Origin of the sequence: Enterobacter asburiae (genome assembly GCA_011754535.1) — a bacterium.
Classification (GTDB): domain Bacteria; phylum Pseudomonadota; class Gammaproteobacteria; order Enterobacterales; family Enterobacteriaceae; genus Enterobacter; species Enterobacter cloacae_N.
This window is the reverse complement of the sequence record JAAQVN010000001.1, coordinates 119,904-141,119: the sequence shown is the minus strand read 5'-3', so window position 1 is coordinate 141,119 and position 21,216 is coordinate 119,904. Positions and strand designations below refer to the sequence as shown.

Annotated in this window: 20 protein-coding genes and 1 tRNA gene; 15 read left to right on the top strand and 6 right to left on the bottom strand. The window is 55.3% G+C overall.

Translation table 11 applies throughout. The features are described from left to right. The first annotated feature begins 164 nt into the window (after positions 1 to 164). From gmk to recG, 5 genes are read left to right on the top strand one after another with little or no spacing between them, the layout of a single operon-like run. On the top strand, positions 165 to 788 hold the full coding sequence (gmk, locus tag HBM95_00595) for a guanylate kinase (GenBank protein NIH41451.1): 624 nt from the start codon (positions 165 to 167) through the stop codon (positions 786 to 788). Between the two features lie 54 nt (positions 789 to 842). Then, positions 843 to 1,118 (top strand): DNA-directed RNA polymerase subunit omega, encoded by a 276-nt coding sequence (gene rpoZ, locus HBM95_00590; protein ID NIH41450.1) that lies wholly within the window; start codon positions 843 to 845, stop codon positions 1,116 to 1,118. Positions 1,119 to 1,137: 19 nt separating this feature from the next. Further along, positions 1,138 to 3,252, top strand: a complete 2,115-nt coding sequence (gene spoT, locus HBM95_00585) for a bifunctional GTP diphosphokinase/guanosine-3',5'-bis pyrophosphate 3'-pyrophosphohydrolase (GenBank protein ID NIH41449.1) — start codon at positions 1,138 to 1,140, stop codon at positions 3,250 to 3,252. Between the two features lie 4 nt (positions 3,253 to 3,256). Continuing rightward, complete coding sequence (gene trmH / locus HBM95_00580) at positions 3,257 to 3,946, top strand: tRNA (guanosine(18)-2'-O)-methyltransferase TrmH (GenBank protein ID NIH41448.1); 690 nt, start codon at positions 3,257 to 3,259, stop codon at positions 3,944 to 3,946. A gap of 3 nt (positions 3,947 to 3,949) precedes the next feature. Then, positions 3,950 to 6,031 carry an ATP-dependent DNA helicase RecG gene (recG, locus tag HBM95_00575; GenBank protein NIH41447.1) on the top strand — a complete coding sequence of 694 codons (2,082 nt, stop codon included), beginning with the start codon at positions 3,950 to 3,952 and terminating at the stop codon, positions 6,029 to 6,031. Between the two features lie 2 nt (positions 6,032 to 6,033). Here recG and gltS read toward each other — a convergent pair whose 3' ends face one another. Next, complete coding sequence (gltS, locus tag HBM95_00570) at positions 6,034 to 7,236, bottom strand: sodium/glutamate symporter (protein ID NIH41446.1); 1,203 nt, start codon at positions 7,234 to 7,236, stop codon at positions 6,034 to 6,036. A gap of 225 nt (positions 7,237 to 7,461) precedes the next feature. On the opposite strand from gltS, the gene HBM95_00565 reads away from it, so the two are divergent. Further along, on the top strand, positions 7,462 to 8,853 hold the full coding sequence (locus HBM95_00565) for a uracil-xanthine permease (GenBank protein NIH41445.1): 1,392 nt from the start codon (positions 7,462 to 7,464) through the stop codon (positions 8,851 to 8,853). A 119-nt stretch (positions 8,854 to 8,972) separates the two neighbouring features. Further along, a complete protein-coding gene (locus tag HBM95_00560) occupies positions 8,973 to 10,676 on the top strand; it encodes an AsmA family protein (GenBank protein ID NIH41444.1) in 1,704 nt (567 codons plus the stop codon). A 60-nt stretch (positions 10,677 to 10,736) separates the two neighbouring features. Here HBM95_00560 and yicI read toward each other — a convergent pair whose 3' ends face one another. Beyond that, positions 10,737 to 13,055 carry an alpha-xylosidase gene (yicI, locus tag HBM95_00555; protein NIH41443.1) on the bottom strand — a complete coding sequence of 773 codons (2,319 nt, stop codon included), beginning with the start codon at positions 13,053 to 13,055 and terminating at the stop codon, positions 10,737 to 10,739. Between the two features lie 12 nt (positions 13,056 to 13,067). Then, positions 13,068 to 14,459: a glycoside-pentoside-hexuronide family transporter gene (locus HBM95_00550; GenBank protein ID NIH41442.1), complete on the bottom strand. Its 1,392-nt coding sequence runs from the start codon at positions 14,457 to 14,459 to the stop codon at positions 13,068 to 13,070. 288 nt (positions 14,460 to 14,747) lie between these two features. Here HBM95_00550 and HBM95_00545 point away from each other — a divergent pair. The 4 genes from HBM95_00545 (at position 14,748) to HBM95_00530 (ending at position 17,768) form a co-directional block, all read left to right on the top strand. Next, positions 14,748 to 14,842 (top strand) — tRNA-Sec (locus HBM95_00545). A gap of 161 nt (positions 14,843 to 15,003) precedes the next feature. Beyond that, on the top strand, positions 15,004 to 16,179 hold the full coding sequence (locus HBM95_00540) for a tyrosine-type recombinase/integrase (GenBank protein ID NIH41441.1): 1,176 nt from the start codon (positions 15,004 to 15,006) through the stop codon (positions 16,177 to 16,179). A gap of 5 nt (positions 16,180 to 16,184) precedes the next feature. After that, the gene (locus tag HBM95_00535; protein ID NIH41440.1) at positions 16,185 to 17,561 is read left to right on the top strand and encodes a hypothetical protein; all 1,377 of its coding nucleotides are present in this window, start codon (positions 16,185 to 16,187) and stop codon (positions 17,559 to 17,561) included. Between the two features lie 63 nt (positions 17,562 to 17,624). Further along, positions 17,625 to 17,768 (top strand): acetyl xylan esterase, encoded by a 144-nt coding sequence (locus HBM95_00530; protein ID NIH41439.1) that lies wholly within the window; start codon positions 17,625 to 17,627, stop codon positions 17,766 to 17,768. 5 nt (positions 17,769 to 17,773) lie between these two features. On the opposite strand, the gene HBM95_00525 is transcribed toward HBM95_00530, so the two are convergent. The 3 genes from HBM95_00525 to HBM95_00515 are packed head-to-tail and all read right to left on the bottom strand — an operon-like array spanning position 17,774 to position 19,321. Continuing rightward, the gene (locus tag HBM95_00525) at positions 17,774 to 18,328 is read right to left on the bottom strand and encodes a Polarity suppression protein (protein NIH41438.1); all 555 of its coding nucleotides are present in this window, start codon (positions 18,326 to 18,328) and stop codon (positions 17,774 to 17,776) included. A gap of 28 nt (positions 18,329 to 18,356) precedes the next feature. After that, complete coding sequence (locus HBM95_00520; GenBank protein ID NIH41437.1) at positions 18,357 to 18,575, bottom strand: hypothetical protein; 219 nt, start codon at positions 18,573 to 18,575, stop codon at positions 18,357 to 18,359. A gap of 2 nt (positions 18,576 to 18,577) precedes the next feature. Then, positions 18,578 to 19,321, bottom strand: coding sequence for a capsid protein (locus HBM95_00515; GenBank protein NIH41436.1), 744 nt, complete (start codon positions 19,319 to 19,321; stop codon positions 18,578 to 18,580). A 536-nt stretch (positions 19,322 to 19,857) separates the two neighbouring features. On the opposite strand from HBM95_00515, the gene HBM95_00510 reads away from it, so the two are divergent. The 4 genes from HBM95_00510 to HBM95_00495 are packed head-to-tail and all read left to right on the top strand — an operon-like array spanning position 19,858 to position 21,210. Next, a complete protein-coding gene (locus HBM95_00510) occupies positions 19,858 to 20,124 on the top strand; it encodes an AlpA family transcriptional regulator (protein ID NIH41435.1) in 267 nt (88 codons plus the stop codon). After that, a complete protein-coding gene (locus HBM95_00505) occupies positions 20,121 to 20,669 on the top strand; it encodes an ash family protein (protein ID NIH41434.1) in 549 nt (182 codons plus the stop codon). Before HBM95_00510 ends, HBM95_00505 begins: the two co-directional genes overlap by 4 nt. After that, positions 20,666 to 20,893: a hypothetical protein gene (locus HBM95_00500; protein ID NIH41433.1), complete on the top strand. Its 228-nt coding sequence runs from the start codon at positions 20,666 to 20,668 to the stop codon at positions 20,891 to 20,893. Before HBM95_00505 ends, HBM95_00500 begins: the two co-directional genes overlap by 4 nt. Next, positions 20,890 to 21,210, top strand: a complete 321-nt coding sequence (locus HBM95_00495; GenBank protein NIH41432.1) for a DUF5375 domain-containing protein — start codon at positions 20,890 to 20,892, stop codon at positions 21,208 to 21,210. The genes HBM95_00500 and HBM95_00495 overlap by 4 nt, the downstream gene beginning before the upstream one ends. The last annotated feature ends 6 nt before the right edge of the window (positions 21,211 to 21,216 follow it).

Here is a 21,216-nt window from a genome sequence, read left to right as displayed (position 1 = left end):
AGGGTTTCTTTTTATTTCTGCAAACCGCGGGTAAAACCTGAAAACGGCACGCAAAATTCAATAATCCAGGGGAAAAAGTGTGACAAAGGCTACGTCACGGTGCGCCGACGTGTATAATAAGCCCGTATGTAGGACTTCTTCGTTAACACATACAAAAGACTCTCATGGCTCAAGGCACGCTTTATATTGTTTCTGCCCCTAGTGGCGCGGGTAAATCCAGCCTTATTCAGGCACTGTTAAAAACCCAACCGTTGTACGACACACAGGTTTCTGTTTCTCACACCACGCGAGCGCCGCGTCCGGGTGAAGTGCACGGTGAACACTATTTCTTTGTGGATCACGACGAGTTCAGAGCGATGATCGGCAGAGACGCGTTTCTTGAACACGCAGAAGTGTTTGGAAACTACTACGGCACCTCACGTGAAACCATTGAGCAGGTTCTGGCGACGGGCGTGAATGTGTTCCTCGACATCGACTGGCAGGGCGCACAGCAAATTCGTAAGAAAATGCCTGACTCGCGCAGTATCTTTATTTTACCGCCGTCGAAAGATGAGCTGGATCGCCGCCTGCGTGGCCGCGGTCAGGACAGCGAAGAAGTCATCGCAAAGCGTATGGAACAGGCAGTTGCAGAAATGAGCCATTACGCGGAATATGATTACCTTATTGTGAATGATGATTTTGATGCCGCGCTGAGCGATCTCAAAACCATTCTTCGCGCAGAACGACTGCGTATGAGCCGCCAGAAGCAGCGACATGACGCATTAATCACCAAACTGTTGGCAGACTGAACCCACTTTCAGTATCATGCCCAGTCATTTCTTCACCTGTGGAGCATTTTAAGTATGGCACGCGTAACTGTTCAGGACGCTGTAGAGAAAATTGGTAACCGTTTTGACCTGGTGCTGGTCGCCGCGCGTCGCGCTCGTCAGATGCAGGTAGGCGGTAAAGATCCGCTGGTACCGGAAGAAAACGATAAAACCACCGTTATTGCACTTCGCGAAATCGAAGAAGGTCTGATTAACAACCAGATCCTCGACGTACGTGAGCGCCAGGAGCAGCAAGAGCAGGAAGCCGCAGAACTGCAGGCCGTAACCGCCATTGCTGAAGGTCGTCGTTAATTAAACCTGCGGGTCGCCCTTGTATCTGTTTGAAAGCCTGAATCAACTGATTCAAACCTACCTGCCTGAAGACCAGATTAAGCGTCTTCAGCAGGCGTATCTCGTTGCACGTGACGCTCACGAGGGCCAGACACGTTCAAGCGGTGAACCTTATATCACGCACCCGGTTGCGGTAGCCTGTATTCTGGCCGAGATGAAACTCGACTACGAAACGCTGATGGCCGCCCTGCTGCACGACGTGATCGAAGATACCCCTGCCACCTACCAGGATATGGAACAGCTGTTTGGCAAAAGCGTTGCCGAGCTGGTGGAAGGGGTCTCTAAGCTTGATAAGCTGAAATTCCGCGACAAGAAAGAGGCGCAAGCCGAAAACTTCCGCAAGATGATTATGGCGATGGTGCAGGATATCCGCGTCATTCTCATCAAACTCGCTGACCGTACCCACAACATGCGCACGCTGGGCTCACTTCGCCCGGATAAACGTCGCCGCATTGCCCGTGAAACCCTCGAAATCTACAGTCCGCTGGCGCACCGTTTAGGTATTCACCACATCAAAACCGAGCTGGAAGAGCTGGGCTTTGAAGCGTTGTACCCGAACCGCTATCGCGTAATCAAAGAGGTGGTAAAAGCCGCCCGCGGTAACCGTAAAGAGATGATTCAAAAGATCCTCTCTGAAATTGAAGGGCGCTTACAGGAAGCGGGAATTCCGTGCCGCGTCAGCGGTCGCGAGAAACATCTGTATTCCATCTACTGCAAAATGGTGCTCAAAGAGCAGCGTTTTCACTCGATCATGGATATCTACGCGTTCCGCGTAATCGTCCACGATTCGGACACCTGCTATCGCGTGCTGGGGCAGATGCACAGCCTCTACAAACCTCGTCCGGGGCGCATGAAAGATTACATTGCCATTCCAAAAGCGAACGGCTATCAATCTCTGCATACCTCGATGATCGGTCCGCACGGCGTGCCTGTTGAAGTGCAGATCCGCACCGAAGACATGGACCAGATGGCAGAGATGGGTGTTGCCGCACACTGGGCGTACAAAGAGCACGGTGGCGAAAGCAGCACAACCGCACAAATCCGCGCCCAGCGCTGGATGCAGAGCCTGCTGGAGCTTCAGCAGAGTGCGGGTAGCTCGTTTGAATTTATCGAGAGCGTTAAATCCGATCTCTTCCCGGATGAGATTTACGTTTTCACCCCAGAAGGCCGCATTGTCGAACTGCCTGCGGGCGCAACGCCGGTCGACTTCGCCTACGCCGTGCATACCGATATCGGGCACGCCTGCGTCGGCGCGCGCGTCGACAGACAGCCTTACCCGCTGTCTCAGCCGCTCTCCAGCGGCCAGACGGTGGAAATTATTACCGCGCCGGGCGCACGTCCGAACGCGGCCTGGCTGAACTTTGTCGTGAGCTCCAAAGCGCGCGCAAAAATCCGTCAGCTGCTGAAAAACCTCAAGCGCGACGACTCCGTCAGCCTGGGGCGTCGTCTGCTCAACCACGCGTTAGGCGGCAGCCGCAAGCTGGCTGAGATCCCGCCGGAGCATATCCAGCGTGAACTCGACCGTATGAAGCTCACGTCTCTGGACGATCTGCTGGCGGAAATTGGTCTGGGCAACGCCATGAGCGTCGTGGTGGCGAAAAACCTGCAGCAGGGCGAAGCGACGCCTTCTGCTCCAGGCGCATCCGGCCATGCTCATCTGCCGATTAAAGGCGCGGACGGGGTGCTGATCACCTTCGCAAAATGCTGCCGCCCAATCCCTGGCGACCCGATTATCGCGCACGTCAGCCCGGGCAAAGGGCTGGTTATCCACCATGAATCCTGTCGTAACATTCGCGGCTACCAGAAAGAAGCCGAGAAGTTTATGGCGGTCGAGTGGGATAAAGAGACCGCGCAGGAATTTATCACCGAAATTAAGGTGGATATGTTCAACCACCAGGGTGCTCTGGCGAACCTGACGGCAGCAATCAACACGGCCTCGTCCAACATTCAGAGCCTGAATACGGAAGAAAAAGACGGCCGCGTGTACAGCGCCTTTATTCGTCTGACCGCTCGCGACCGCGTGCATCTGGCGAACATTATGCGCAAGATCCGCGTCATGCCGGACGTGATTAAAGTCACCCGAAACCGAAACTAGGTTTATGAATTCACAACGTTATGCCCGTATCTGCGAAATGCTCGCCAGGCGTCAGCCTGACCTGACGGTCTGCATGGAGCAGGTCCATAAACCACATAACGTTGCTGCTATCGTCCGTACCGCTGACGCCGTAGGCGTGCATGAAGTGCACGCCGTCTGGCCAGGCAACCGCATGCGCAACATGGTCTCCGCTGCCGCAGGCAGTAACAGCTGGGTCTCGGTCAAAAACCATCAAACCATTAGCGAAGCCGTATCGCACCTGAAAGGCCGCGGGATGCAGGTTCTTGCGACAAACCTCTCCGCTAAAGCAGTGGATTTCCGCGAGATCGACTATACCCGCCCGACCTGCATTTTGATGGGCCAGGAAAAAACCGGGATCTCCCGGGAAGCGCTGGATCTGGCGGATCGGGACATCATCATTCCGATGATCGGCATGGTCCAGTCCCTTAACGTCTCCGTAGCGTCCGCGCTCATTCTGTATGAAGCGCAGCGCCAGCGTCAGAACGCCGGGATGTACGAGCGCAGCAACAGCATGCTGCCGGAAGAGGAACAGCAGCGCCTGCTGTTTGAAGGTGGCTATCCGGTGCTGGCTCGCGTTGCGAAGCAGAAAAAATTGCCTTATCCCCACGTCAACGCGCAGGGCGAAATTGAAGCCGATGCCGAGTGGTGGGCCACCATGCAGTACGCCGGGTAACCGATGAAAGGCCGCCTGCTGGATGCTATCCCGCTCAACAGCCTGACGGGCGTGGGCGCGGCGCAAAGCAATAAGCTGGCAAAAATTGGCCTGCACACTGTGCAGGATCTCCTGCTTCACCTCCCCCTGCGTTACGAAGACCGCACTCAACTCTACAAGATTGGCGATCTGCTTCCCGCAATTTACGCCACCGTTGAAGGCGAAGTCCTGAACTGCAACATCACTTTCGGCGGACGCCGGATGATGACCTGCCAGATCAGCGACGGCACCGGCATCCTCACCATGCGTTTCTTCAACTTCAGCGCGGCGATGAAAAACAGCCTGGCGACAGGCCGCAGGGTGCTGGCCTATGGCGAAGCTAAACGCGGAAAATACGGCGCAGAGATGATCCACCCGGAGTACCGCGTGCAGGGCGATCTCAGCACGCCAGAAATGCAGGAGACGCTCACCCCGGTTTACCCGACGACGGAAGGCATCAAGCAGGCAACGCTGCGTAAGCTCACCGATCAGGCCCTGGAACTGCTCGATACCTGCGCCATCACCGAGCTGCTGCCGCCAGAACTGGCTCAGGGGATGATGAGCCTGCCTGAGGCGCTGCGCACCCTGCACCGCCCGCCGCCAACGCTGCAGCTCAGCGATTTAGAAAGCGGCAAACATCCCGCCCAACGGCGTCTTATCCTTGAGGAATTACTGGCGCATAACCTGAGCATGCTGGCGCTTCGCGCGGGCGCGCAGCGTTTCCACGCTCAGCCGTTAAGCCAGAATGATGCGCTCAAAGATAAGCTGCTGGCCTCGCTGCCCTTTAAGCCCACCGGCGCGCAGGCGCGGGTCACCGCCGAGATCGAACGCGATATGGCGCTCGACGTGCCGATGATGCGCCTGGTGCAGGGCGACGTGGGGTCCGGTAAAACGCTGGTTGCCGCCCTGGCCGCGTTACGCGCCATCGCCCATGGCAAGCAGGTCGCACTGATGGCACCGACAGAGCTGCTGGCCGAGCAGCACGCCAACAATTTCCGCACATGGTTCGCGCCGCTCGGGATTGAAGTGGGCTGGCTTGCCGGGAAACAAAAAGGCAAAGCGCGTCTTGCGCAGCAGGAAGCCATCGCCAGCGGCCAGGTGCAGATGATTGTCGGCACGCACGCCATCTTCCAGGAGCAGGTGCAGTTTAACGGTCTTGCGCTGGTGATTATCGACGAGCAGCACCGCTTTGGCGTGCATCAGCGTCTGGCGCTGTGGGAAAAAGGGCTGCAGCAGGGCTTCCACCCGCATCAGCTGATCATGACCGCCACGCCGATCCCGCGCACCCTGGCGATGACCGCCTATGCCGATCTGGATACCTCCACCATCGACGAACTGCCGCCGGGCCGTACCCCGGTCACGACGGTCGCAATTCCTGACACGCGCCGCAGCGATATCATTGACCGCGTGCGCAACGCCTGCACCCACGAAGGGCGTCAGGCCTACTGGGTCTGTACCCTGATTGAAGAGTCTGAACTGCTGGAAGCGCAGGCCGCCGAAGCGACGTGGGAAGAACTCAAGCTGGCACTGCCCGAGCTGAACGTTGGCCTGGTTCACGGCCGCATGAAGCCTGCCGAGAAGCAGGCGGTGATGCAGTCCTTCAAACAGGGAGATCTGCATTTGCTGGTTGCGACGACGGTCATTGAAGTGGGCGTTGACGTACCCAACTCCAGCCTGATGATCATCGAAAACCCGGAGCGTCTGGGCCTTGCTCAGCTCCACCAGCTGCGCGGGCGCGTTGGCCGTGGCGCGGTAGCGTCCCACTGCGTACTGCTCTACAAAGCCCCGCTCTCAAAAACAGCCCAGATGCGGTTGCAGGTGCTGCGCGACAGCAACGACGGTTTTGTAATTGCGCAAAAAGACCTGGAGATCCGCGGCCCGGGTGAACTGTTGGGCACGCGCCAGACGGGGAACGCAGAATTCAAAGTGGCGGATTTACTGCGCGATCAAGCCATGATCCCCGAAGTTCAGCGCCTGGCTCGCCATATTCATGAACGCTACCCCGAACAGGCGGCAGCGTTAATTGAACGCTGGATGCCGGAAACCGAACGCTATTCCAACGCCTGATCTCAGGCAAACATCGGCAGCATCAGGTACAGCTTGATCACCAGCGCGTTGACGATATCAATGAAGAATGCGCCAACCATCGGGACCACCAGAAACGCCATATGCGATGGCCCGAACCGTTCGGTGATCGCCTGCATGTTGGCGATAGCCGTTGGAGTGGCTCCCAGACCAAACCCGCAGTGACCCGCCGCCAGCACCGCCGCATCGTAGTTTTTGCCCATCATGCGCCAAGTCACGAACATGGCGTACAGCGCCATAAACAGCGCCTGCACCGCCAGAATCGCCACCATCGGCAGCGCCAGCGAGGCCAGTTCCCACAGCTTGAGGCTCATCAGCGCCATCGCCAGGAACAGCGACAGGCAGACGTTGCCGAGCACCGATACCGCCCGTTCAAACACGCGGTAGAAGCCCATCAGCGCCAGACCGTTGCTCAGGATCACCCCGATAAACAGCACGCAGACAAAGGTCGGCAGCTCAAACGCGGTACCCGCCAGCCATTGCGCAACCACTTTGCCCACGGTCAGGCAGATGGCAATCATCGCGATAGTTTCAATCATCACCAGTGAGGTGATGCTGCGTCCAACGTCCGGCTTTTCGAATGCGGTCGGCACCATTTCATCGTCAGGTCTGCCGTTCGGCGTGGTGGAGTGCTTCACCAGATAACGCGCCACCGGGCCACCAATCAGGCCACCCAGCACCAGGCCAAAGGTCGCACAGGCCATCGCCACTTCCGTTGCGTTTTCAAACCCGTAGCGTTCGATGAACAGCTTGCTCCACGCGGCGCCAGTGCCGTGGCCGCCCGAAAGGGTAATCGACCCCGCCAGCAGACCCATCAGCGGATCCAGCCCCAGCAGCGTCGCCATGCCGATGCCAATGGCGTTTTGCATCAGCAGCAGCCCCACCACCACAATCAGGAATACGCCGAGCACCTTACCGCCCGAGCGCAGGCTCGCCAGGTTGGCGTTCAGGCCGATGGTGGCAAAGAAGGCCAGCATCAGCGGGTCTTTCAGGGACATATCAAAATCAATTTCCCAGCCCATGCTTTTTTTCAGTATCAGCAGGGCCAGCGCCACCAGCAGACCGCCGGCGACGGGTTCAGGGATAGTGTACTTTTTCAGAAAGGAAACGCTATGTACCAGCTTACGGCCAAGCAATAAGACCAGCGTTGCGGCAACAAGTGTCGACAACGTATCGAGATGAATCATAAAAGGCTCCTGTTTTGCGCGTGTTCCATACACACGCGGCGTTATCCTGGGCCAGTTTGCGCTCTTCATGAGCCCCCGGCGCAAAAAGTGTAATTTTTTTTCCCGATGCGTTGTAGAAAACCTGCTCACAGCAGCAGATTTTCTTCCCTTTTTTTGCTGGCAATCGTTTGCTTTTACCAGGTGGTCAGATAAAATGCCCGCTTTTCCACCGTGGGATTGCCGCCGATGTCCGTTAACACCATAGAGTCGCCTGATGCGCAACCGATTGCGCAGAAGCATAATAGCGAACTGATTTACCGCCTTGAAGACCGCCCGCCGCTTCCACAGACGCTTTTCGCCGCCTGCCAGCATCTTCTGGCGATGTTTGTTGCCGTGATCACTCCGGCGCTGCTGATCTGCCAGGCACTTGGCTTACCGGCGCAGGATACGCAGCACATCATCAGTATGTCTCTGTTCGCTTCCGGCGTGGCCTCCATTATTCAAATTAAAGCGTGGGGTCCGGTGGGCTCTGGATTATTGTCGATTCAGGGCACCAGCTTTAACTTCGTGGCACCGTTGATCATGGGCGGTACGGCGCTGAAAACCGGCGGTGCGGATGTCCCAACCATGATGGCGGCGCTGTTCGGCACCCTGATGCTGGCCAGCTGCACGGAGATGGTCATCTCCCGCGTGCTGCATCTGGCTCGCCGCGTCATTACCCCGCTGGTCTCCGGCGTGGTGGTGATGATTATCGGCCTGTCGCTGATCCAGGTGGGCCTCACCTCCATCGGCGGCGGCTATTCCGCAATGAGCGATCACACCTTCGGCGCGCCGAAAAACCTGTTGCTGGCGGGCGTAGTGCTGGCAATCATTATTCTGCTTAACCGTCAGCGTAACCCTTACCTGCGCGTCGCCTCGCTGGTGATCGCCATGGCGGCGGGCTATTTGCTGGCGTGGACGCTGGGCATGCTGCCGGAAAACACCGCGCCTACCAACAGCGCGCTGATCACCGTCCCCACGCCGCTGTACTACGGACTGGGCATTGACTGGGGCCTGCTCCTGCCGCTGATGCTGGTCTTTATGATCACCTCTCTGGAGACCATCGGCGATATCACCGCCACCTCTGACGTCTCCGAGCAGCCGGTGTCCGGCCCGCTGTACATGAAGCGTCTGAAAGGCGGCGTGCTGGCGAACGGCCTGAACTCGTTTGTCTCTGCGGTATTCAACACCTTCCCGAACTCCTGCTTCGGCCAGAACAACGGCGTGATCCAGCTGACAGGTGTGGCCAGCCGCTACGTTGGTTTTGTGGTGGCGCTCATGCTGATCGTCCTCGGCCTGTTCCCGGCGGTGAGCGGCTTTGTGCAGCACATTCCTGAGCCGGTGCTCGGCGGCGCAACGCTAGTGATGTTCGGGACTATCGCGGCCTCCGGCGTGCGTATCGTCTCCCGCGAGCCGCTGAACCGCCGCGCGATCATGATTATCGCGCTGTCGCTGGCCGTTGGCCTGGGCGTTTCCCAGCAGCCGCTGATCCTGCAGTTTGCCCCGGACTGGGTGAAAAACCTGCTCTCTTCCGGCATTGCCGCGGGCGGTATCACCGCTATCGTGCTGAACCTCGTTTTCCCGCCTGAGAAGAACTGATCTCCCTCACGGCAGGCAGTCAATGCCTGCCGTGACATCTAATTACACCATTCCCGCCTTGAGCATTGCGTATAAATCGTGCATAACTCCCTTATGTTCGTTTTGCGGGATGGAAGACCATGAAATTTATTGGAAAGCTACTCGTCTATCTTCTGATAGCCCTGCTTATTGTGCTGCTGGCGTTCTATATTTTGCTCCAGACCCGCTGGGGCGCGGCTCAGGTCAGCAGCTGGATTACAGTGAATACCGACTACGAACTCAGTTTCGATAAAATGAATCACCGCTTTTCGTCGCCTTCCCACATCATTCTGGAAAACGTCACCTTTGGGCGGGATGGTAAACCTGCCACATTAGTTGCCAAAAAAGTCGATATTGGCCTGAGCAGCCGTCAGATCACCGATCCGCTGCACATGGGCACCATCACCCTGTTCGACGGTACGCTGAATCTCTCGCCTCAAACAGCACCGCTGCCCTTCCAGGCCGATCGTCTGCAGCTGAACAACATGGCCTTTAACAGCCCGAATACTGAATGGGACCTGAGCGCGCAAAAGGTCACGGGCGGCGTCAGCCCATGGCAGCCGGAAGCCGGCAACGTGCTGGGGAATAACGCGCAGATCCAGATGAGCGCGGGCTCGCTGACCCTGAACGGCGTACCGGCCACCAACGTGCTGATCGAGGGGCAGCTGAACGGCAAGGAGGTGGTGCTGAAAACGATTGGTGCCGACATGGCCCGTGGTTCGCTCACCGGCTCCGCCCTGCGCAACGCCGACGGGAGCTGGATTATCGACACGATGCGCCTGAACGAGATCCGCCTGCAGAGCGACAAAACGCTGACGGCGTTCTTCGCACCACTGGCCACCATTCCCTCTTTACAGATTGGCCGTCTGGACGTGACCGACGCCAGGCTTCAGGGTCCGGACTGGGCGGTAACCGATCTCGACTTAAGCCTGCGCAACCTGACTCTCAGCAAAGGCGACTGGCAGAGCCAGGAAGGCCGCCTGTCCATGAATGCCAGCGAGTTTATCTACGGCTCGCTGCACCTTTTCGACCCGATCCTGAATGCGGAGTTTTCCCCGCAGGGCATGGCGCTGCGCCAGTTCACCTCCCGCTGGGAAGGCGGCATGGTGCGCACGTCCGGTAACTGGCTGCGCGACGGCAAAGCGCTGGTGCTGGACGATGTCGCCATCGCCGGGCTGGAGTATACCCTGCCGCAGAACTGGAAAACGCTGTGGATGGAGCCGCTGCCGGAATGGCTGAACAGCGTCACGCTGCAAAAATTCGGCCTGAGCCGCAACCTGGTGATCGACATCGATCCCGCCTTCCCGTGGCAGATCACCTCTCTGGACGGCTATGGCGCAAACCTGCAGCTGGTGAAAGATCGCCAGTGGGGCGTCTGGGGCGGCAGCGCAACATTGAATGGCGCGGCGGCAACCTTTAACCGCGTCGACGTACGCCGTCCGTCGCTGGCGCTGAATGCCAACGCCGCCACGGTGAACATTACCGACCTGAGCGCGTTTACCGAGAAAGGCATTCTGGAAGCCACGGCGACGGTTTCACAGCTGCCACAGCGGCAGACCACGGTGAGCCTGAACGGGCGCGGCGTGCCGCTCAACGTGCTGCAGCAGTGGGGCTGGCCTGCGCTGCCGATTACGGGCGACGGCAATATTCAGATGACCGCCAGCGGCAGCGTGCAGGCAAATGCCCCGCTGAAGCCAACGGTGAACGGCAAGCTGAACGCGGTGAATATGGATAAACAGCAGGTGCAGCAGACGATGACGGGCGGTGTGGTTTCAACACCACCCTCACCCCAGCCCTCTCCCTGAAAGGGAGAGGGAGCAAACCCTTCCCTCGCCCCTTTGGGGAGAGGGTTAGGGTGAGGGGAATTAAAGGTGAACTACCACCACATCCCCCTCTGCTTTCACCACCACACCCCTCTCGCGGCCCGCGAGTGAACCGCCCTTCACGCCGCTCACCTTCTGCACGTTGCGCAAGCACACCGACCAGTTTTGCGCGTCTCCCGCGCCGGTAAAGGTCACAATGTCTCCCCGACGTGACGCCTTCAGCGTAAGCGCCACTGAACCGTCCGCCGCAGGCACCTCGCTTACCGCCGTTGCGCCATCGTCCAGGTTAAACAGCTGGAAAGCCGTCCCCTCGTTCCACGCGTAGTCCGGCTTCTGGTTGTTGTTACCCAGCGCCAGCAGGGTATTGTCGCGCACGTAGACCGGCAGGCTCATGAAATCGTGCTGCTGCTTATGCCAGCGGCTGCCCTGAAGTTCGTCGTTGTGCCACAGGTGCGTCCAGCGGCCTTCCGGCAGGTAGAACTGTACGTCCCCCGCCTCAGAGAACACCGGCGCGACCATCACTGAATCCCCCAGCATGTACTGACGGTCAAGGTAATCGCACGCCGGATCGTCCGGGAACTCCAGCATCATCGCCCGCAGCATCGGCGTGCCGAACTCACGCGCCAGCGCCGCCTGGCGATACAGATACGGCATCAACTGACACTTCAACTGGGTGAAGTGGCGCACCACGTCGCAGGACTCGTCATCGTACGACCACGGCACGCGGTAGGATTTGCTGCCATGCAGACGGCTGTGGCTGGAGAACAGCCCGAACGCGCACCAGCGCTTGTAGACGTGCGCCGGGGCAGTGTTTTCGAACCCGCCGATATCGTGGCTCCAGAACCCGAAGCCGGACAGGCCAATCGACAGCCCGCCGCGCAGGCTTTCAGCCATCGATTCGTAGTTAGCGTAGCAGTCGCCGCCCCAGTGTACCGGGAACTGCTGCGCACCCACGGACGCCGAACGGGCAAACAGCACCGCCTCTTCTTCTCCCACCGTCTCTTTCAGCACGTTCCACACCAGCTCGTTATAGATGTAGGCATAGTGGTTGTGCATCTTCTGCGGATCGGACCCGTCGAACCACTGCACGTCCGTCGGGATACGCTCGCCGAAGTCGGTCTTGAAGCAGTCGACGCCGATCTCCACCAGGCCTTTCAGCTTGTCGGCATACCACCGGCACGCTTCCGGGTTGGTGAAGTCATAAATCGCCAGCCCCGGCTGCCATTTGTCCCACTGCCACAGGGATCCGTCCGGGCGCCTGAGCAGGTAGCCCTTTTCTTTCAGCTCCCGGAAGATCGGGGATTTCTGGCCGATGTACGGGTTAATCCACACGCAGACCTTCAGCCCTTTCTCTTTCAGGCGGCGGATCATCCCTTCCGGATCCGGGAAGGTCACCGGGTCCCACTCGAAGTCGCACCACTGGAAGGCCTTCATCCAGAAGCAGTCGAAGTGGAAGACGTGCAGCGGCAGGTCGCGCTCGGCCATGCCGTCAATAAAGCTGTTTACCGTCGCTTCGTCGTAGTTGGTGGTGAACGAGGTGGTGAGCCACAGGCCGAACGACCAGGCAGGCGGCAGCGCCGGACGCCCGGTGAACCGCGTATAGCGGTTCAGCACCTCTTTCGGCGTCGGGCCGTCGATCACGAAGTACTCAAGATATTCCCCTTCCACGCTGAACTGCACCTTGGAGACCTTTTCGGAGCCGACTTCAAACGAGACGTTCTCGGGATGATTCACCAGCACGCCGTAGCCGCGGTTGGTCAGGTAGAACGGGATATTTTTGTAGGACTGCTCGGTGCTGGTGCCGCCGTCGCGGTTCCAGGTTTCGACCGTCTGGCCGTTGCGCACCAGCGCGGTAAAGCGCTCGCCCAGACCGTAGACCGTTTCCCCCACGCCCAGATCCAGACGTTCGAACACGTAATTGCATTCGGTATTGCTGTCCTGCACGTAGCCGTTGTTTTTCAGCTGGCTGCCGGTAATGCGCTGGCCGTTGCGCAGGAAATCCAACGCCCAGAACTCGCCTTTGGTGACGCGCACGCTGACGCTGCCGCTTTTCAGCTCGGCAAAATCGGCGTTGTTTTCAATCTCTACCTTCACGTCTTTCAGAACGTTCAGCGGGTAGTGCGGGCCATTATTCAGCGCGCCCTGGAAGTGCTCGATGCGCACCCCGACAATCCCTTCCTCCGGGGAAAACAGACGCACCGTGAACATCAACGTGTCGAGCTGCCAGGTGCGTTCGCGCACGTCGCGCGGCGCAACAAACACCACAAGGTCATTGCCCTGCTGCTCCACGTCGAACACCTGCACCGGATACGTCACGTTCAGGCCCGGTTGAATAAGCCAATTTCCATCACTGATTTTCATGCTCTCGTCCTCTTAGTTCTGCAATTCTTTGCTGGCCGGCAGGTTTTCAAACTCCTGCTGATTGCGGCGCGCGCCCTGCGCCAGCTCGCCCAGGATTTTGGTCAGGAAAGGGGTTTTCAGCGTGTAATAGCGTTTAGCGATGATGGCGCTCAGCACGTAGCAGACCGCCGGGGCCAGGGTGAACAGGCCGATAATGATGCTGATGGTCGCGCTGTTCTGGGTTTTGGCCGCCGCGTCGTAGCCGCCGCCTGCCAGCATCCAGCCGATCATCGCCCCGCCCAGCGCCAGGCCGAGCTTCAGCACGAACAGCGTGCCCGCAAAGCTGATGCCGGTCAGGCGCTTGCCGTTGGTCCATTCGCCGTAGTCGACGGTATCGGACATCATCACCCACTGAATCGGCGTCACCAGCTGGTGCAGCACGCCGATGACGAAGATGAAGCCGAACATCAGCACGGTGGCGTGCATCGGGACGAAGAACATCGCCACGCTGACCACCGCCAGCGCGGCGTTGGTCCACCAGAAGATGCTGACCTTGCATTTCCAGTCGGTGAGCGGTTTCGCCAGCGCGGAGCCGATCAGGTTGCCGACGCAGTAGGTGGTGAGGAACGCGACGAACACCTCCGGCGAACCCATGATCCAGGTGCAGTAGTACATCATCGCCCCGCCGCGCACGCAGACGGCGAGGATGTTGAGGATGGTGAGTACGCCAACGATGCGCCACTGGTCGTTTTGCCAGATGTCGCGCAGGTCTTCTCGCATGGAGGTGGTGCTCGGCGGCACCTGAATGCGCTCTTTGGTGGTGAAGAAGCAGAACGCCAGCATCAGGAAAGCGACAACCGACAGCACGGCGATGCCGCCCTGGAAGCCGAACGCCTTATCGTCGCCGCCAATGAGGTTCACCAGCGGCATCATCAGCACCGTGGAGAGCATGCCGCCCGCGGTCGCCAGCACGAAGCGCCAGGACTGAAGGGAGATACGCTGCGTCGGGTCGTTGGTGATCACGCCGCCCAGCGCGCAGTAGGGGATGTTGACCACGGTATAGAGCAGGGTCAGCAGCGTGTAAGTCACGGCGGCGTAGACCATTTTACCGTTGAGGCTGAGGTCCGGCGTGGTGTAGGCCAGCACGCAGACGATACCGAACGGTATCGCACCGAACAAAATCCACGGGCGGAACTTGCCCCAGCGGCTGCGGGTGCGGTCGGCAATCAGCCCCATGCACGGGTCGGAGATCGCATCCAGCGCGCGGGCCAGCAGGAACATGGTGCCGACAAAACCGGCGGGAATGCCGAAAATATCGGTGTAGAAAAACATCATGTACAACATGACGTTATCAAAAATGATGTGGCTGGCGGCGTCTCCCATGCCGTAGCCAATCTTCTCTTTTACTGACAATACTTCGCTCATCTTTTTTATCCTTCACGCTGTAGGGGGCGCTGAGACCGGTTGCATTGGTTTTAAACCATTGTTTCAAAGGCGGGTATTGCGTTTTCTGGTTAGCAAATTACGTTTCTTGTTTTTTGTGATCGCGGTAAATGTTGGCAGCACGAAAGGCTAACCTGAGGATTTTCTTAAGAATTAACTGAAACAGGGGTGTACAGGTCAAAAGAGAGGTGAAAAAAGTGTGTGGGGGTATGTGGTAAATGCCTGAAAGTAGCTATAATGCGCCCCGCCTCCATGTAGCAATGCAGGCGCGGAAGATCGTCATCTCCGGTGAGGTGGCTGGACTTCAAATCCAGTTGGGGACGCCAGCGTTCCCGGGCAGGTTCGACTCCTGTGATCTTCCGCCAAAGTTCCTCCGCCGTCATCCGAGAATGTCTAAAAAGTCTTTATTTTCAATATACATAATTTACCACTCATCCGTAGTCGTCCGACAAGTTCTCCCTGAATCCATGAAAAATATGTATAGTGATGTGTATAGATTTTTTATACGCATTTTTGGCTTATACATATGGCACTTACAGACATACAAATCAAACGAGCAAAGCCCCAAGACAAGCCGTACACATTGAACGACGGGCAAGGTCTGTCAATGCTTATCAATCCCGATGGTTCGAAGGGCTGGCGTTTCCGTTTCCGCTTTGCTGGGAAAGCGCGGTTAATGTCATTCGGTAGCTACGATTTGGTAAGCCTTGCAGAAGCACGTGAGAAGCGTGACACCGCCCGTAAGCAAGTTGCTAATGGCATTGACCCGGTAGAGGAACGCAAAGCATTAAAACTCGCTCAAAAGCTATCAACAGAAAACTCTTTCGAATCAGTAAGCCGTGAGTGGCATTCAACTAAAGCCGATCGTTGGACAGTTGCTTACCGAGAGGAAATCATCAAAACATTTGAGCAGGATGTTTTCCCTTTTATAGGTAAACGACCTATAGGTGAGATTAAGCCATTAGAGTTGCTTGAGGTGCTGCGACGCATTGAAAAACGTGGAGCTTTAGAGAAAACCCGAAAGGTGCGACAAAGATGTGGAGAAGTGTTTCGCTATGCGATCATAACAGGTCGTGCTGAGTATAATCCTGCCCCTGACTTAGCTATAGCGCTGGCCGTTCACAAGCAAAAACACCACCCGTTTTTATCTGCCGAAGAATTACCACATTTTATTCGCGATTTAGAAGCGTATACAGGTAGCATTATTACTAAAAATGCTACAAAAATAATCATGTTAACAGGTGTACGAACTCAGGAGATGCGTTTTGCTACTTGGGATGAAGTTGATTTAGATAAAGGGGTATGGCAAATTCCAGCAGAACGCATGAAGATGCGTAGACCTCACCTTGTTCCTTTATCTACTCAAGTTATTGACCTCTTTAAGCAGCTTAAACCAATAACTGGACATTATCCTTATATATTTATTGGAAGAAATAACCGTAGCAAACCTATTTCTAAAGAAACTGTGTCACAAGTAATTGAATTATTAGGTTATAAAGGACGTGCTACTGGCCACGGTTTCAGGCATACAATGTCCACTATCTTGCACGAACAAGGTTTTGAAAGTGCATGGATTGAAATGCAATTAGCGCATGCGGATAAAAATAAAATACGCGGCATATATAATCATGCTCAATATTTAGAAGAACGAAAGAAAATGCTGCAATGGTATAGTGATCTTCTTATTAATACAACGTGGTGAAAATCATGAGCGCAAGTTTACAAGATGTTACGGATTTTGATTTTATTATTTCTGAAGCATATAGAATAAATAAAGAATTAGCTTCATCTAATTTTAAAGATTTCTATCGAAAAGAATATGATCGTCCCCTTGGTTCAATAGGAATGACTATAGACACTCCGTGTGAGCTTATAGAGAAAAACAATAACACCCCAAGAAGGCAAATCCATCTTTCATACCTTTCAAATGAAAGGCTATATTCCATAGCAGCAAGATATATCAAATCGAATAGATTAGAGATGTTGGTTGCTGTGGATGAATTAGTGGCAAAAATAAAGGACAGTCTATATATTCACATATTCATCGATGATGGTGAAGATGGAATTAAAGGATGCACAAGAATCCTTAACAATGCATTTAAAATGATAAAAAGGGAAATGGTAGAAGAAGAGTTCTATTTCCCTGTGTTAGCTCACGGCCTAATCAAAGATAAAATTTCAATTGGTCGCGCTGAAATAATCTCATCAAAGAAAATGTATTCAATAATTGGTGATGCATTGACTGAAGACCAGCTTGCATTGTCAACGAGATATTGCCTTTCTCATAAATACCCCTATGAGCATTTCCTAAAAACCCCAATAAGTAAACGCTCTAAAAAGAGTAGAGAGCGAATCGCTAAAAATATAGCAGGCTTTGTAGTTGGGATACTACATTTATTTAGCGAGCACTATAAAATATCGCCACACTTTTTAAGTTTATCAACTAGTCCCTATCCTAACTACGAAGGTTTTTATTTCACAAAAAAATCTAATAGTAATTTCAATTATAATCATTCATCTATAGGTAGGGTTGTATGGAGTGATAAGTTCTGGGATAAATTTGAGGAAGATTACTGTTCCGATTTAGGAGAGGTGTTATCTCAGCTAATTGACTTAGCCATCGAGCCTAATGAAAGATCTATCATTTCTGACCGATTAATTGATGCCATCTATTTATTTAGTAGCGCGCAACAAGATAAGGATGAAAGTTCACGCATAGTGAAATTAGCAACAGCCCTCGAAAGACTTGTGAGTCTACCAAGTGAGAAAAAAGATTCTTCAACTACAAAGAACTTCACTAGACGCATTTCATCATTAGTTTCAATTTATTATCCAAATGAAAAGGACTGGGATAAGGTTGCTAAAGAAATGTATGAAATTAGATCTGACATAGCTCATGGAGCCTGGTCTCTATACCGAGGAGTTGAACCTTTGTATTCATCCCAATATAGCGAATTAACTAGCAGGGCAATTTTTTCTGCATGCATGGGATTTTACAAGCGAGGCTTTACCGAAAATAACAATGATAAATTAGTGAAGGAATTCTTTGATTTTCTAGAAAACGCCATAGACAAAAATAAATGACAAGTGTACGTGTGCGCGCAATGCTCTCCCCGCCCCGCCTGCCCGCTTAAGGGGGCGCTTTTAATGCAGGTGCATGACCGGCCTCAGGGCACGCCAGTGCTGGCGCTGGCGGGGGATCCTGTGTCGGTAAAACGCATGCAAAACCATGCACCTTATGCATGCATGGCTTTTATACGTAAAAATGGCGGGATGTTCTGGGATTTTTAAGCGGACTACCGCACGGCCAGTTCTGCACGGCGGCGGGTGTAATTCAGGCTCTGTGCAGGTGTGAATTTTTCACGATTATCATCGCGCGAGGCCGCGTCAGGTCTGAATCCGATGGCCGTTAAAATGTCATTATCCTGCGCCGAATAATTAATTTTTTCACCGGCGGCCAGCCAGACCTGCAGCGCCTCACGCAGATAGTCGAGTGAGTGCTGCATGGCGCAGCGCTGAATGGCGGAATGCTGCCCGGAATAATTCATCAGCTCCGGGGCAAGGGCGGCGGCCAGCTCCGCGCCATGTGCCTGCATAAAATCATTCAGACGGTTACGGATGCTGATTCGCTGCACCTCCTCATGCGAGCGGATATAACGCCCGGCGGCCTGATTAATTTCCCATTTTTTCACGTCGATAATTTCGCGCAGCGTTTGCAGGCTGTGGCCGTTACCGGCAAGCTGTTCGCGGTATGCCTGTTCGGCCTGCTTCAGTTCATCCCTGCGTTGCAGCCAGGCGGATTTGTTTGCCTGACAGGCCTCAAAGGCTTTCTGTAGCGTCAGTGTGGTCACGTATGATTCTCCTGATGACTGGCCGTGCTTACGCACCGGCACGGTTAACGGTGGCCCCCGGTGCGGGTACAGGGATGACCGGCTCTGCCACCGGTGAACGAATAATCCCGTCGATGGATTCAAGCGTGCGGAACGTGGCCGAGCATTCGATGTTCATGCACTGGTGATAGCGCTGTTTGACGTTATCGGACAGATACCGGCTGGTGCGGGAATGCGCGCTGGTTTTGCAGAACGGACAGTGAAACATGCTTACTCCTCTGCTTTTGTCTCGCCATTCTCAGCCAGCTTTCTGGCGAGCATCATTCTCTTCGCCGGGCTGCGTAACAGCTCCGTATCAACGTCAGTAATCTGCGGCCGGTGCATGCCCGTCACGGACAACACCGGCTCCTGCTTCATATCGAAGTGATACAGGCTGCCCTGACGGCTCAGCGCATCGCGCAGCTCACTGATGACCACGGACTGCGGGGCGCTCTCCCCCTTCATTTCGAGGGCACGAATGCGCAGCAGGAAAGCGCGGATAAGGGCGACGGGAACCGCATTGACAGCCTGAGCCCATTCCGCACCGGCGTAAGCGGTAAAGGCATCTTCATGCGCTGAAAGGTATTTATTGCCGGTGGAGCAGGCATTCAGCATGGCGCGTGTCCGGTCTGTCTCCAGCTCCGCAATCAGGCCGGTGAACTCGTCGGCCAGCTCGCGACTGGCGATACGCCTGCTGTGCTCAGCTTTCATTTCAGGGGTGAGACTGCCGCGCAGGGTGCGAAAGCGGCTGCGCCAGTCCTGCTCAGCCTCTGCGCTCTTATCGAGGGCGGTCTGCCGCTCCTGCTTACAGCGTTCAATGGACGTATCAATCTCTTTCAGTACCTGCATGCTGGCCGCGTGGGTGTCTCTGGCCGCAGTGAATGCGCTCAGCTTGTCGGTGATGTGCTGGTTGTTCACTTCATACTGCTGAGCGGCAACATTTTGCAGGGCGGTAATGACTGTTTCGGGTTTCATGTTCAGGCTCTCCGTTTATTCAACCTGAAATGATTCTGCCCTTCATCACACAACATCTCGATTCATTGCAGTTGTGGCAGTTCTGGCACAAACACCACTCAAAACCCGGCTTGCCAGAGAAAGGTCTCAGCAAAACCTACTCATCGATTGTTTTTTTACTTATAACTATTCACCACTGTTCACCTTAAATAAAAATATAAGTAATACAGTAAGATAAAGGGTGAACAGTTGAGGGTATGACTGTTCACCGTCTGTTCACCACTGTTCACCCTCCTGTTTTGCTCTGTCTATACCACTAAGACTATATTTCGATTAAAAATGAAAAATGTATAACTAAAAGCAATATAAATTGCTGCATTGTAATGCAGTGATTTGCACATCTTTGCCAGCGTTTGTCTTTGTTTGCCAGAGCGAAAAGTCAATGTTTGTTTCCCCGAAAATCTCACATGACCTGAGAAAAAATATAGACATAATAAGGAGCTACCCGATGCCGGACGGACATGACCGGCACTGTATGGACTTTATGAGGTAGCCCGATGCACACCGCTTTTTCTTCCCCGTCTTCTGCCCCTGCCGCACCACTGATGCCTGTTTCTGATGCCGTTCAGGAGCGCTTTATCCGCCTGCCTGAAGTGATGCATCTGTGTGGCCTGTCCCGGTCAACCATTTACGACCTCATCAGCCGCGAGGCTTTCCCGAAACAAATCAGCCTGGGCGGCAAAAACGTGGCATGGGCGCAGTCTGAAATCACGGCATGGATGGCAGATCGCATTGCCGAACGTAACCGGGGGTATGACGCATGATGATGACCGTTCAGCAAACCGCCCCTTTTTCTGGCTTGCTTCCTGTCGCCGTTTCCAGGTATAGTTTTCCCGCTGTCGCAAAATCGGCAGCCGGGCGTGAGAACCCGAGTTACTCAGTGGCGACACCGGACGCGCCATGCGTCTTTTTTTGTGTCTATGCCTATGTGCACCTGTTGTTTACGCATCGGTTCTTTAGCCGTTGCTGTATTCGCGTAATGGTGGCTCAGGCGGGGCAGCCTTCGGGCTGGCCGGTACCCATTGAGGCCGGTTTCTCACCCCCGTCTGGGCTACCACCCGAGCGTGAGAACTCCGGTGGTGGCGTTAACCGCTACTCAATGGAGGCTGCCATTATGGCTACTATCCTCACCCCGTCACATCCGCAGTTTGTCTTTGTGTTTGCCGCCGTTCGTCGCGCAGACCGTAAACCCCGTGTCTGTATGCTCCGCACCGTTGCCGGTGATGAACACGCCGCACGCCTGTCGCTCGTTCGCGACTACGTTCTGTCGTTCGCTGGCCGCCTGCCGGTTGCGGAGGTGCGTGCATGAAACAGACCCTTATCACCCCTCATGATATTGAGTGCCTTGAGCATATGCGCAATGTCGGCCAGCTTGTTGACGAGCTGATGAAGGTGCAGGACTCAACCTCCGTTTGTCGCGACCCGGCGCAGCAGTTGCAGCTCACCTCCGTGATTTACCTCATGACCGCCCAGCTCGACGGCGTGGTCGAACGCTGCAAAAAGCGCTGGCTGACCGGGGAGGATAACGTATGAAAAAGCCTCTTTCACCCGTATTACGCGCCGCGCTCTATCGCCGCGCCGTGGCCTGTGCATGGCTGACAGTATGCGAGCGTCAGCACCGCTACGAACACCTCACCCTTGATGCGCTGGAAAGCGCCATTGCCGACGAGCTGGAGGGCTTCTATCTGCGCCAGCACGGTGAGGAAAAAGGCCGCCAGATTGCCTGTGCGCTGCTGGAAGATTTAATGGAAGCCGGACCGCTCAAGGCCACCCCGTCGCTGTCCTTTCTCGGGCTGGCCGTGATGGAGGAACTCTGCGCCCGTCATATCACATCGCCTGTTATGCACTGAGGGAGA